This is a genomic window from Xanthobacter sediminis, from assembly GCF_043195015.1.
Classification (GTDB): Bacteria; Pseudomonadota; Alphaproteobacteria; order Rhizobiales; family Xanthobacteraceae; genus Xanthobacter.
Genome location: NZ_JBAFWH010000002.1, coordinates 192,311 through 205,078, shown reverse-complemented (window position 1 = coordinate 205,078; position 12,768 = coordinate 192,311). Strand labels below are relative to the sequence as shown.

The following is a 12,768-nucleotide window of genomic DNA, read 5'->3' as shown; positions in this document are numbered from 1 at the left end:
GGCCCGCCACACCATGGAGAAAACGGTCAGCCCCTCACTCCACCGTCACCGACTTGGCGAGGTTGCGCGGCTGGTCCACGTCCGTGCCCATGATGACGGCGGTGTGGTAGGCGATGAGCTGCGCGGGAATGGCATAGACCATCGGGCACACGGCGGGCGGCATCTCCGGCAGGATGAGCTTCTGCGCCTCTCCCACATGGGTGGCCTCGGCGCCCTTGGGGTCGGTCACGAGGATGATCTTGCCGCCGCGCGCGGCCACCTCCTCCATGTTGGAGACGGTCTTCTCGAAGATGCGGTCATGGGGGGCGATGACCACCACCGGCATCTTCTCGTCGATGAGAGCGATGGGGCCGTGCTTCAGCTCGCCGCCGGCATAACCCTCGGCGTGGATGTAGGAAATCTCCTTCAGCTTCAGCGCGCCTTCCAGCGCCAGCGGGTAGTTGGTGCCGCGGCCGAGGTAGAGCACGTCCCGCGCCTTGGCGAGGGTGCGGGCCAGCACCTCGATGTCGGGGGCGAGCTTCAGCGCCTCCGTCATCAGGCGCGGCACCTCCATGAAGGCGCGGACCAGCCGACGCTCGTCATCCTCCGCCAGCCGGCCGGAGGCGCGGCCGAAGGCCACCGCGAGGCAGGCCAGGGTCGCGAGCTGGCAGGTGAAGGCCTTGGTGGAGGCGACGCCGATCTCCGGCCCCGCCAGGGTGGGCAGCACCATGTCCGCCTCCCGCGCGATGGTGGAGGTGGGCACGTTCACCACCGCCACCACCTTCTGCCCGCACGCCTTGGCGTAGCGCAGGGAGGCGAGCGTGTCGGCGGTCTCGCCCGACTGGGAGATGACGATGGTGACCCCGCCCGGCTCCAGCGGCGTCTCGCGATAGCGGAACTCGGAGGCGATGTCGGTGGAGACGGGAATGCGCGCGAACTGCTCGATCCAGTATTCCGCCACCGCGCCGGCATAGAGCGCGGTGCCGCAGGCGGTGATGGAGATGTGGCGCACCTCCTTGGGATCGAACGGCAGCTCCGGCACCGCGATGCGCTCGGCGGCGAGGTCGAGATAATGGCCGAAGGTGTAGGAGATGACCTCCGGCTGCTCGTAGATCTCTTTCGCCATGAAGTGGCGGTGGTTGCCCTTGTCCACCAGCAGCGCGCCGGCCGGCACCCGCTGCACCGCCCGCTCCACCACCGCGCCGTCCTCGTTGCGGATGGTGACGCCCTCGCGGCTGAGCACGGCCCAATCGCCCTCTTCGAGATAGGCGATGCGATCGGTGAGGGCGCCAAGGGCGATGGCATCGGAACCCAGGAACATCTCCCCCTGGCCGTAGCCGATGGCGAGGGGCGAGCCGCGCCGCGCCGCGATCAGCAGGTCGTCATGGCCGTCGAACAGGAAGGCGAGCGCGAACGCGCCCCTGAGGCGCGGCAGCACCGCCGCCACCGCCGCCACCGGGTCGCGGCCGGCGAGCAGCTCACGGTCCACCAATTGGGCCACCACCTCGGTATCGGTGTCGCTGCGGAAGGACACGCCGAGCTCGGTGAGGTCCTGCTTCAGCTCGCGAAAGTTCTCGATGATGCCGTTGTGCACCACCGCCACCCGCTTGGTGGCGTGGGGGTGGGCGTTGCGCTCGGAAGGCTTGCCGTGGGTGGCCCAGCGGGTGTGGCCGATGCCGATGTGGCCGCCGAGCGGGTGCCGGTCGAGCTTGTGCTCGAGGTGGCGCAGCTTGCCCTCGGCGCGGCAGACCTCCAGGCGGCCCTGCTCCAGGGTCGCGATCCCCGCCGAATCATAGCCCCGGTACTCCAGCCGCCGCAGCGCTTCCTGAATGTGATCCGCGACCGGGCCCTTACCGAGGATGCCGACGATGCCACACATGCACTGAAGCTCCATGTTGCGTTGCGCGCCCCGGGCGCCCGGGAGGGAATCAGGGTGCGCGGCAAAACTCTCTCATTTCCTACCCCGCCACGGCAGCGGGAGCGGAATCACTTCAGCTTTCGGTTCCTATCCCGGCAACCGTATGGCGGCGCTCCAGGCCTATTCCTTCTCCGCCGCCTTGCGAGCACGGAAGGCGCGGGCCCAGCCGGCCTTCACGACCTGCCGGCTGCGGGCGAGCGCCAGCGCATCCTCCGGCACGTCCTCGGTCACCACCGCGCCGGTGCCCACGAAGGCGCCCTTGCCGATAGTCACCGGCGCCACCAGGGCCGAGTTGACGCCGATGAAGGCATCCGCGCCGATCTCCGTGCGGTACTTGCCGAAACCGTCGTAATTGCAGGTGATGGTGCCGGCGCCAAGGTTGGCGTTCGCGCCCACATGGGCATCTCCCACATAGGAAAGGTGGTTGATCTTGGCGCCCTTTTCCACGTGTGCCGCCTTGGTCTCCACGAAATTGCCGATGCGCACCCCGCTTTCGAGCCGCGTGCCCGGCCGCAGCCGCGCGAACGGCCCGATGCTGGCCCCCGCCTCCACCACCGCGCCCTCCAGGTGGCTGAAGGCGTGGATCGTGACATCGTCGCCCACGGTGACGCCGGGGCCGAACACCACGTTGGGCTCCACCACCACGTCGCGGCCGAGCACGGTATCCGCCGAGAGGAACACCGTCTCCGGCGCCACCAGGGTCGCGCCCTTCGCCATGGCGGCGCGGCGCAGGCGCCGCTGCAGGATAGCCTCCGCCTCGGCGAGCTGGATGCGGCTGTTGACGCCGGCCACTTCCTCCGCGTCGGCCTCGGCCGCCACGGCGCCGAGCCCATCGGCGCGGGCCAGCTCCACCGCGTCGGTGAGATAATATTCGCCCTTGGCGTTGGCGTTGCCGATGCGCTCCAGCAGGCCGAGCGCCCTGGCGCCGGAAAGGGCCATGAGCCCGGCATTGCAGAAGTCCACCGCCTTCTCCGCGGCGCTCGCCTCCTTTTCCTCGCGGATGGCGAGGAGGGCGTCGCCCTCGGTCAGCAGGCGGCCGTAGCCCGTGGGGTCCTCCGGCCGGAAGCCCAGCACCGCCACCGCCGCACCCTCGGCCAGGGGCGCCCGCAGCCGCGCCAGCGTCTCCGGGCGGATCAGGGGGGTGTCGGCATAGAGCACCAGGATGTCGTCGGCGCCCTGCGCGATGGCGGCGCGGGCGGCGAGCACGGCATGGGCAGTGCCCAGCCGCTCGCGCTGCACGAACACCTGCGCCTGCGGCGTCACCCGGCGCGCCTCGTCGGCCACGTCATCGCGGTCGGGGCCCACCACCACGGCCGTACGGGTGGCGCCGGCGGCGCGGGTCGCCTCCAGCACATGGTGGAGCATGGTGCGGCCGGCGACCTTGTGCAGCACCTTGGGCAGGCGCGAGGCCATGCGCGTGCCCTCACCGGCGGCCAGCACCACCACGAGCAGGTTCCGTTCACTCATGAGGCTCTCTCCTTGCGCGCAGTCCCTTATCGCGCCTTCCGCGCCACGGGAAGGGCGGCGCCGACGCCCCTTTCCTCTGGACGTCACCGGCGGCAGCTCTTAAAGCGGGCCGCCGAAGCTGATCTTCCGGACCCTCCGCCATGCCCGATATCCCCTATGCCGAACGGCCCCTGTTCCGCCCCGGCCCCAAGAGCCTCAACTGGCTGATTCCCCTCGGCATGGGCGCGGTGGGCTGGGCGCTTTACATGCGCTACATGGTGGTGGAGCCGGCGCTGGTGGGCCTCGCCTGCGAGGCGGGGCTGGAGAGCATGGGCTGCTACGGCCGCGCCGCGGTGCTCACGCTGTCCCTGTGGAACGTGTTCGGGGTGCTGGCCCTCGCCGGGGCGCTGATCCAGCTCGTTGCCCCCTCCCTCGCCGCCTTTGCCATGACCATGGTGTTCAGCGCCCTCGCGCTGGTGTTCCACAATGAGATCGCCGGCGCCCTGGCGGCGATGGGGCTCATCCTTTCCTTTGCACGGCCTGGACCCGCCACAGCGTGAAGGCCAGCACCAGGCAGAGCACACCGAACCACGCCGCCTGCCAGTTGGAGAAGCTCTCGTTGAGCGGCACGTAGAGGCCGCCGGCCAGCATCATCCACGCGGCGATCGTCTCGCCCAGGCCCGTGCCCTCACGATCGGCCCGCCGCACCAGCAGCGGCGCGAACAGCGCAGCCACGATGCCGGTGAGCGCGAACACCGGGAAATCCTTGTAGCGCGGGTCGAACACCAGCTCGAGCGCCACCGTGCCCACGGCCGCGACGCCCAGCACCAGCATCAGCGCGGCGGCGACCGCCATGGTGCCCGAGCGCGCGCGCAGCCGCCCGTCGAGCGCCACCGAGAACGGGGCGAGCCCCTGCCCGGCGCCGATGGCCGCGGGCAGCGCCACCACGCAGGCGGCGGACACCGCCAGCAGCAACCCGTTGCGCAGCCATCCCACCACGCCGAGGCTCTCCAGCGGCAGCGCCGAGATGGCGGCGCCCAGCGTCGCCCCGCCGGCGAGGGCGACCAGCGACACCGCGCCCCACTCGGCCGGCGTCACCTCCCGCCCGCGCCCCGCGCGCCAGGCGGCGCCGAAGGCGGCGGCCACGGCCACGAGCCCGACGGCGATGTGCATCCGCCAGCCGGGAAAATCCTCCACCGGCTTGCCCCATTCGAACTTTGGGGTGCGGGTCGAGGCGTCGATGAGGCCCCAGTGGCCGCCCACCGTGCCCTCGCTACGGCGCTTCCAGGGCTGGTCGAACGCCTCGATGACATTCACCCGGTAGCCGCGCTTCTTGGCGAGGGCGACCACGTCATGCATCACCCGCGCCTGGTTGGAGGGCGAAGGCAGTGCCTCCTCGCGCATGCGGCCGGCGCTGGGCCAGCCGGTTTCGCCGATCAGGATCTCCTTGCCGGGAAATGCCTCGGCCATCTTCTGGCGGATCTCGTCCACGTGCGGCCCGGCCTCAGCAGCGGAAACCGGCAGGTCCTCCCAATAGGGCAGGATGTGGATGGTGACGAAATCCACGTTCTCGGTGAGGCCCTTGTTGCGCTCCCAGAACTCCCAGACGTCGGCGTAGGTGACGGGCACGCCGCCCACCTGCGACTTCACCCACCGCAGGGTGGAGGCAAGGTCGGTGGCCGACATCTCGCCCCGCAGCAGCACCTCGTTGCCCACCACCACGGCCTTAACCACGTCCGGATTTTCCTGTGCGAGACGCACGCCGGTGTCGAGCTCCACCCGGTTGCGGTCCACGTCCGGCCCGAGCCAGATGCCGAGCAGCATGGTGAGGCCGTGCTTGCGCGCGATGGCGGGCGCCTTGTCGAGCCCCATCTCGATGGAATAGGTACGCACGCAGCCCGTGATCTTGGCGAGCTGGGCGAAATCCTCCTCGATCTGCGCCTCGGGAATCGAGAGCCCCTTCTCGAACGGCGACTGCCCGTCGCGGAACGGCGCATAGGAGACGCAGGGCAGCTTTTCTCCCGCCGCCAGGGGCGAGGGCGGCATGGCCACCGGCTGACCGAGCCATCCCCACAATATGCTGATGAGGGCTGCGACGATGAACGCGAGGGCGAGCGGCAGCCGCGCGGATCGGGACATCAGGACTCCAGGGCAGAACTCCGGCGGGCGCCGGATCGGCGGACGCAACGACCCGCGGCAAATAAAGCTTCGCGGGGGCGGTGTGAAGCCCGGACGCGCAAGACCAAAGAACGGACTGCCCGGCACCGCCGTGCCGTCATGCTGACAAAATCACCGCCTTCCCCTAACGTGTCGCCGCGGATCGCTCCGCGCATACCTTCTGAAGATCATGGCCCTCATGCAACGCTACAAGATCAAGGCCCTGGCGGGCGCCCTCGCCCTCGCGTGCAGCATCGGCGCGGGGCTCGCGCCGGCGGCGGCCCAGTCCTCCCCGCCTCCCGAGCAGAAGCCCGCGGCCCAGGAGCCGCAGCTCACCCCCGAGCAGAAAGCCGCCATCGAGGCGCAGCGCCGCTCGGTGGAGGAGTTCAACGAAGCCGCCAAGCTGCCCGGCACCGCCGGCCTGCCCGAATGTGTCTGGACGGGGCGGCGCATTGCCGCACTGCTCTGGAACGACGACATCGATACCGCGCGTCGCCAGCTTGAGATCTACGAGCGCTTCGGCTGCCCCACCGAGCACCTGAAGCTGTCCTTCCGCTGCCTCGTGCGGCAGGGCAAGCTCGACCCCAAGGCTCGCGAGCGGGTGGATGCGCGCGCCCACCAGTGCTGGGTGAACCCCGACTATATCGCCGCGCCGCCCTCGGCCACGACAGCTCCGGCGCAACAATAAGATCATCGCGGGGTCATGGGGCTGACGCAGCCACGTCCCATGACCGCCACGATCAGGATTTATCTCCAAAGCTGAACATGTTAGAGTTTCGTCGCATCGCAACGTAAAGGCCGAGCCCGCGTCTGACGCAAGGGTCGGCCCCGTCGCGGTGCCGACCGTGGGGCAGGTCGAAAGGATGCCTCCCTTTGGTCTTCCGGAACCCTCCGCCGTCCTCCGGCGCTCGGGGTTCGAGATATCCCGGATTTGGGTGGGCCTCGCCATGCGTCCCGGTCTTGCCGCTGCGGCGGCGGTCATTGCGGTTGTGACATCGATCCACGCCGCGATGTGGATTTCCCTGCGTCCCGAGGTAAGCGCTCCGAACATCACGGATCGCTTCCAGAGCCTGTCGTTCGCCCCCTTCAGCCGGAACATGAGCCCCGAGGGCGAGGCGCCGACCAATGCGGACCAGATCCGCGCGGACGTCCAGGTGGTCGCGCCCTACACGCGCGGCGTGCGGACGTACTCCTCCACCAACGGCAAAGAACTGATCGCGCCCATCGCCGGCGAGCAGGGCATTCGGGTCACCGCCGGGGCGTGGCTGAACCGCGACAAGGACAAGGACACCGGCGAGGTCATCGAGAAGGCGAAGGCCGGGAACGAGCGCGAGCTCGCCGGCCTGGTCGAGGTGGCGCGCAAGAACCGCAACGTGCAGGCGGTGGTGGTCGGCAACGAGACCCTGCTGCGCGGCGACATGGACGACACCGAGCTCGCCGGCCTTATCCGGGACGTCAAGCGGCAGGTGAACGTGCCGGTGACCACCGGCGAAATCTGGAACACCTGGCTCGACCACCCCGAGGTCGCCGCTTCCGCCGACTTCATCCTCGCCCATATCCTGCCCTATTGGGAGGACGTGCCGGCGGACCAAGTGGTGGACTACACCATCAACGCCTACAACCGCCTGCGCGCAGCCTATCCCGGCAAGCGCATCGTCATCGGCGAGTTCGGCTGGCCCTCCCACGGCTTCAACCGCGGCGCCAGCGTGCCCGACCCCATCGAGCAGGCCAAGATCATCCGCGAGTTCGCGGCCCGCGCGGACGCGCTCGGCATCGAATACAACATCATCGAGGCGTTCGACCTGCCCAAGAAGCAGAACGAAGGCTCGGTGGGCCAGTACTGGGGCGTTTTCGATGCCGACCGGAACCTGAAGTTCCCGCTCACCGGCCCCATCTACGAGCACACCTACACCCAGACCATGCTCATGGCGCTGCTGCTCGGCGTGCTGTTCACCCTGCCGCTGCTGCGCATGCGCGAGCTGACCATGTCGCAGGGCCTCGTGCTCGCCGGCACCGCCAACGGCGTGGCCGCATGGCTCGCGACCGTGGTGGACTACTGGATGAACCACTACGTCACCGGCGGTGACTACGTCACCCTCGCCCTCAGCGTGGTGATGCTGGTGCCCCTGGTGTTCGTGCTGCTCTACCGGGTGGAGGAGATGGCCGCCATCGCCTTCGGCAACGGCCCGCACCGGCTGGTGGAATCGCTGAAGCCCGGAGCGCCCTCGCGCTTCCCCAAGGTCTCCATCCACGTGCCCGCCTACCGCGAGCCGCCGGAGATGCTGATCGAGACCATCGACGCGCTGGCGAAGCTCGAATACCCGAATTTCGAAGCCATCATCATCGTCAACAACACGCCGGACCCGGAAATGGTGGAGCCGGTGCGCGAGCATTGCGCCAAGCTCGGCGACCGCTTCAAGTTCATCAATGCGGAGAAGGTCGCGGGCTTCAAGGCCGGCGCCCTGCGCATCGCGCTGGAGCACACCGCCGCCGATGCCGAGATCATCGGCGTCATCGACGCCGACTATGTGGTGACGCCCGACTGGCTGAAGGACCTCGTGCCCGTGTTCGAGGACCCGACCGTCGGCCTCGTTCAGGCCCCGCAGGACCATCGCGACGCCGGCCGCAGCCCGCTGCACGAGGCGATGAACGCCGAGTATGCCGGCTTCTTCGACATCGGCATGGTCCAGCGCAACGAGGATGACGCCATCGTGGTGCATGGCACCATGTGCCTTATCCGCCGCGCCGCCATGGTGGAGGCCGGCAACTGGTCGTCCGACACCATCTGCGAGGACACCGACCTCGGCCTCTCCATCGCCGAGAACGGCTGGAAGACCCACTACACCCGCAAGCGCTACGGCTACGGCCTGCTGCCCGACAATTTCGAGGCCTTCAAGAAGCAGCGTCACCGCTGGGCCTATGGCGGCTTCCAGATCATCAAGAAGCACTGGCGGCGCTTCCTGCCCGGCCGCTCGCGCCTGACGACCGCCCAGAAGCGCCACTTCGTCCTGGGCTGGATATCCTGGCTCGGCTCGGAATCGGTGGGCGCCCTCATGGCGGTGGCCTCCCTCGCCTTCGTGCCCTTCGTGCTGCTGTTCGGCGTCTCGGTGCCGGCCTATGTGCTGACCCTGCCGATCCTGATGACCTTCCTGGTCTATCTCATGCACTTCGTCAGCCTGTACCGGCTGCGGGTGGAGACGACGCCGCTGCGCATGCTCGGCGCGGCGGTGGCGGCGAGCGCGGTGCAGTACACGGTGGCCAAGGCGGTGCTGGACGGCTTCCGCTACAAGGATCTCGCCTTCGCCCGCACCGCCAAGGGCCAGAACTGGCTGGCCGGCGCGGCCCGCCACTTCCCCGCCCTGCCGGAGGCGACCCTGGGCGGCCTGCTGCTGCTGTCCGGCATCGCACTCATCGTGCTCAACAACCTGCCCGGCGTGGCGCTGACCAAGAACGACTGGCGCCACATCCGCGAGATCAACCTCTACGGCATCGCGCTCATGGTGCAGAGCCTGCCGTTCATGGCGGCCGCGCTCATCGGCTGGTTCGAGAACTCGCGCCTGAACGACTTCGCCCCCTGGAAGGCGCTCGCCGCGCGCATCTCGGCGGTGCTGCCGCGTCGCGTCGACTCCAGCCGTCCCCGTCCCCCGGCCCTGGTGGATTGAGCGCGGCGCGAAAGCCCCTCCCGCGAATGCCCGGCCATGGCGCCGGGCCGTCCGCCATTCTCCATCGTCCTGCGCCCGGCCTTCACGGCCGGGCGTTTTTGCATGCAATAGCCAGCGCGAGGAAACGCCGCCCGTGAGCGCCTCCCCCCTCCCCTTTGGCCTTATCCTCGCGGGCGGCCACGGGCGCCGCATGGCGGGCCCGCAGGCGCCCTCCCCGCCCCTCCCGAAACCGCTGGTGCGTCTTGCCGGCCGTCCGCTCATTGCCCATGTCATTGCCCGCGTGGCGCCGCAGGTCCATGCCCTCGCCATCAACACCAACGATCCGCCGGAGCTTTACGCCCCGTTCGGCCTGCCGCTGATTCCCGACACGGTAGGCGAGCGGCCCGGCCCGCTCGCCGGCGTCCTGGCCGGACTCGAATGGCTGGCGCGGGAAGCGCCCGATGCCCCTCTCCTGACGGTGGCGGCGGACACGCCCTTCCTCCCGCATGATCTGGTCTCCCGAATCATACACCGGTATGCCGAGACCGCAGGGGTGGTCTGCGCGGCCTCTGCGGGGCACGTGCATCATGTCATTGCCTTGTGGCCCCAGGCGGCGCGCGCGCCCCTTGCGGAGGCGCTCGCTGCGGGGCAGCGGAAAGTCGGGCTTCTCCTTGCCGCGCTTGGCGCCGTAACAGAAAGCTGGGATGCGGCGGACGGCGACCCGTTCTTTAACGTGAACACCCCGGCAGACCTTGCCGCCGCTGAATCCCGCTCCCGTGCCTGCCGATGAAGCATGGTCATGCTTGCGGCAGGATTGGGGAGGGTTTAGGACTGCGCTGCGGCGGGTTCGCATCCGCGAAGCTGCCCAGTCCGCCCAAAGGATGAGGGATCCATGGACGCCACCAACAACTCCGGGGCCAAAGCCGCCAAGTTCAGCTTGGGCGAAAAGAGCTGGGATCTGCCGGTCCGCGGGGGAACTATCGGGCCTGACGTAGTCGACATCTCGAAGCTCTACGGCCAGACCGGGATGTTCACCTACGACCCCGGCTTTACCTCGACGGCCTCCTGCGAAAGCAAGATTACCTATATCGACGGCGATGAGGGCGTGCTGCTCTACCGCGGCTACCCCATCGAGCAGCTCGCCGAGAACGGCGACTTCCTCGAGACCTGTTATCTCCTGCTCTACGGCGAACTGCCGACCGCCGCCCAGAAGGCGGAGTTCGACCGTTCCGTGACCCATCATACGATGGTTCACGACCAGATGACCCGTTTCTTCAACGGTTTCCGCCGCGACGCCCACCCCATGGCCATCATGGTGGCCTGCGTCGGCGCCCTGTCGGCTTTCTATCACGACTCTACCGACATTTCCGATCCGAACCAGCGCCTGATCGCGTCGATCCGCATGATCGCGAAGATCCCGACCCTGGCGGCCATGGCCTACAAGTATTCCGTGGGCCAGCCTTTTGTTTATCCCAAGAATGAATTGGATTACACGTCCAACTTCCTGCACATGTGCTTCGCGGTTCCCTGCGAAGAGTACAAGGTGAACCCCATTCTCGCCCGCGCCATGGACCGGATCTTCATCCTCCATGCCGACCATGAGCAGAACGCGTCCACCTCCACCGTGCGTCTGGCCGGCTCCTCCGGTGCCAATCCCTTCGCCTGCATCGCCGCCGGCATCGCCTGCCTGTGGGGCCCCGCCCATGGCGGCGCCAACGAGGCGGCCCTCAAGATGCTCGCCGAAATCGGCTCCGTGGACCGCATCCCCGAGTTTGTCGCCCGCGCGAAGGACAAGAACGATCCCTTCCGCCTCATGGGCTTCGGCCACCGGGTCTACAAGAACTACGACCCGCGCGCCAAGATCATGCAGAAGACCTGCCACGAGGTGCTCGGCGAGCTTGGCATCAAGGACGATCCGCTGCTCGACGTCGCCGTGGAGCTGGAGCGCATCGCGCTGCATGACGAGTACTTCATCGAGAAGAAGCTCTACCCGAACATCGATTTCTACTCGGGCATCACCCTCAAGGCGATGGGCTTCCCCACCACCATGTTCACCGTGCTGTTCGCTCTCGCCCGCACCGTGGGCTGGATCGGCCAGTGGAAGGAGATGATCGAGGACCCGAGCCAGCGCATCGGCCGTCCCCGTCAGCTCTACACCGGCGCCGATCGCCGCGACTACATCGCCATGACCCAGCGCAAGTGAACGCTGGCCTGCGGGCGCTGCCCAGCCGGGCGCGCCCGCAGGAAAGGCCTTCACGACGGGGCGGAGCCACCACGGCTCCGCCCCGTCGTCGTTTCCGGGCCCGAAAATAGCGTGAATGATACAGCCGGCGGGCCGTAAAGGCGCTGCTAACCGCACGCCTGATGGGAAGGTCTCTTCACACCAAGACCTGCTCGCATCAGCTTTGGGCTGCGACGTCCCCGGGCCCTGGGATCGCCAGGAGAAGGTGAGGAAGAGACGCCTATTCCGGCGCGGGCAACGCAGCCGCGCGGCCATCACGGGCGAGGCGCAGCACCACCTCCGCGGCCCGGTGGCTGGGGCTCGGGCCGGTGATGCCGAAGATGCCGTCGAGGCGGGTGAACGCTTCTTCCTGGCGGCGCCGGGCCGGCGTATCCGCGATCACGTCACCCAGCGCCCCGACGAGCGCCGGCACCGTGCAGAATTCCTGCAGGAACTCGGGCACCACATTCTCGCCGAGCACCAGATTGGGCAGAATGACCGTGGTGCCCTTCAGCACGCGCCGCGCGATCTGCGCCTCCAGCCAGCCGAGCCGGTAGGCCGCCACATGGGGGATATGGGACAGCGCCAGCTCCAGCGTCACCGTCCCGGAAGCGGCGAGCGCGGCCCGCGCGGTGCGGAAAGCCTCATGCTTCTCCCCCTCGCTGGTGGTGATCCGCGGCCGCACCGTCCAGCGCGAGACGGTCTGCTCCACCAGTTCCCGCAGATGCGGCAGCGTGGGCAGAACCAGGTCCACCTCCCGCGCGGAAGCCACCTGGGCCAGCGCCGCGCCGAATTGGGGCCCCAGGCGCACGATCTCCCGCCGGCGGCTCCCAGGCAGCACCAGCACGCGCGGCGGAGCCGCGCGCCGGCGCACCTCGTCCTGCGTATCGGGCCGCAGGTCATCCAGCCGCTCCAGCAGCGGATGGCCCACATAGAAGGTGGGTGGCCCCCCGAGGCGCCGATGCACCTCCGGCTCGAACGGCAGCAGCGCCAGGAGCGCATCCACATGGGGCCGCATGGCGCGCGCGCGCCCCTCGCGCCACACCCACACCGTGGGCGAAACGTATTTCACGATGGGAATGCGCGGGTTCGCCGCACGCACGCGGGCCGCCACCCGATGGGTAAAATCCGGAGCATCGATCAGCACCAGCACATCCGGCGGGTCGGCAAGCACCGCTTCCACCGTCTCGCGCAGGCGCCGCAGAATAGTCGGCAGCTTGGCGAGCACCGCACTGACGCCGATGGCGGTGAGATCCTCCATGGGGTAGCGGCTTTGGAGCCCCTGCGCCGCCATGCGTGCTCCGCCGACACCGTGAAACTCGACATCCGCAGCAGCCGTGGCACGCAACGTGCGCATGAGGGCGCCGCCGAGCTGATCGCCCGACTCCTCCCCCGCCACCATGAAA

General features: G+C 68.7%; 9 protein-coding genes. 5 read left to right on the top strand and 4 right to left on the bottom strand.

What is annotated here, in order from left to right; genetic code table 11:
- Positions 1-34 precede the first annotated feature (34 nt).
- Complete coding sequence (gene glmS, locus V5F61_RS02905) at positions 35-1,858, bottom strand: glutamine--fructose-6-phosphate transaminase (isomerizing) (protein ID WP_393987260.1); 1,824 nt, start codon at positions 1,856-1,858, stop codon at positions 35-37.
- 159 nt (positions 1,859-2,017) lie between these two features.
- A complete protein-coding gene (gene glmU, locus V5F61_RS02900) occupies positions 2,018-3,364 on the bottom strand; it encodes a bifunctional UDP-N-acetylglucosamine diphosphorylase/glucosamine-1-phosphate N-acetyltransferase GlmU (RefSeq protein WP_393987259.1) in 1,347 nt (448 codons plus the stop codon).
- A gap of 140 nt (positions 3,365-3,504) precedes the next feature.
- Here glmU and V5F61_RS02895 point away from each other — a divergent pair, with 140 nt between their 5' ends.
- Entirely contained in the window at positions 3,505-3,903 is a 399-nt protein-coding gene (locus V5F61_RS02895) for a hypothetical protein (protein WP_393987258.1), read from the top strand.
- Here V5F61_RS02895 and V5F61_RS02890 read toward each other — a convergent pair.
- Positions 3,863-5,482 (bottom strand): glycoside hydrolase family 17 protein, encoded by a 1,620-nt coding sequence (locus V5F61_RS02890; protein WP_393987257.1) that lies wholly within the window; start codon positions 5,480-5,482, stop codon positions 3,863-3,865. The two genes, V5F61_RS02895 and V5F61_RS02890, sit on opposite strands and share 41 nt — an antisense overlap.
- Positions 5,483-5,690: 208 nt before the next feature.
- On the opposite strand from V5F61_RS02890, the gene V5F61_RS02885 reads away from it, so the two are divergent.
- The 4 genes from V5F61_RS02885 (at position 5,691) to gltA (ending at position 11,344) form a co-directional block, all read left to right on the top strand.
- Positions 5,691-6,188: a hypothetical protein gene (locus V5F61_RS02885; protein WP_393987256.1), complete on the top strand. Its 498-nt coding sequence runs from the start codon at positions 5,691-5,693 to the stop codon at positions 6,186-6,188.
- Positions 6,189-6,447: 259 nt separating this feature from the next.
- A complete protein-coding gene (locus V5F61_RS02880) occupies positions 6,448-9,162 on the top strand; it encodes a glycosyltransferase (RefSeq protein WP_393987255.1) in 2,715 nt (904 codons plus the stop codon).
- A 133-nt stretch (positions 9,163-9,295) separates the two neighbouring features.
- Positions 9,296-9,931, top strand: coding sequence for a molybdenum cofactor guanylyltransferase MobA (gene mobA / locus V5F61_RS02875; RefSeq protein ID WP_393987254.1), 636 nt, complete (start codon positions 9,296-9,298; stop codon positions 9,929-9,931).
- Positions 9,932-10,033: 102 nt separating this feature from the next.
- Complete coding sequence (gltA, locus tag V5F61_RS02870; protein WP_393987253.1) at positions 10,034-11,344, top strand: citrate synthase; 1,311 nt, start codon at positions 10,034-10,036, stop codon at positions 11,342-11,344.
- A gap of 259 nt (positions 11,345-11,603) precedes the next feature.
- On the opposite strand, the gene lpxB is transcribed toward gltA, so the two are convergent.
- The gene (lpxB, locus tag V5F61_RS02865) at positions 11,604-12,764 is read right to left on the bottom strand and encodes a lipid-A-disaccharide synthase (protein WP_393987453.1); all 1,161 of its coding nucleotides are present in this window, start codon (positions 12,762-12,764) and stop codon (positions 11,604-11,606) included.
- Positions 12,765-12,768 lie beyond the last annotated feature (4 nt).

Excerpts from the sequence above, each read along its gene's own strand:
- lpxB (WP_393987453.1), bottom strand. The coding sequence starts at position 12,764 with ATGGTGGCGGGGGAGGAGTCGGGCGATCAGCTCGGCGGCGCCCTCATG.
- V5F61_RS02880 (WP_393987255.1), top strand. The coding sequence starts at position 6,448 with ATGCGTCCCGGTCTTGCCGCTGCGGCGGCGGTCATTGCGGTTGTGACA.
- V5F61_RS02885 (WP_393987256.1), top strand. The coding sequence starts at position 5,691 with ATGGCCCTCATGCAACGCTACAAGATCAAGGCCCTGGCGGGCGCCCTC.
- glmU (WP_393987259.1), bottom strand. The coding sequence starts at position 3,364 with ATGAGTGAACGGAACCTGCTCGTGGTGGTGCTGGCCGCCGGTGAGGGC.
- glmS (WP_393987260.1), bottom strand. The coding sequence starts at position 1,858 with ATGTGTGGCATCGTCGGCATCCTCGGTAAGGGCCCGGTCGCGGATCAC.
- V5F61_RS02895 (WP_393987258.1), top strand. The coding sequence starts at position 3,505 with ATGCCCGATATCCCCTATGCCGAACGGCCCCTGTTCCGCCCCGGCCCC.
- gltA (WP_393987253.1), top strand. The coding sequence starts at position 10,034 with ATGGACGCCACCAACAACTCCGGGGCCAAAGCCGCCAAGTTCAGCTTG.
- V5F61_RS02890 (WP_393987257.1), bottom strand. The coding sequence starts at position 5,482 with ATGTCCCGATCCGCGCGGCTGCCGCTCGCCCTCGCGTTCATCGTCGCA.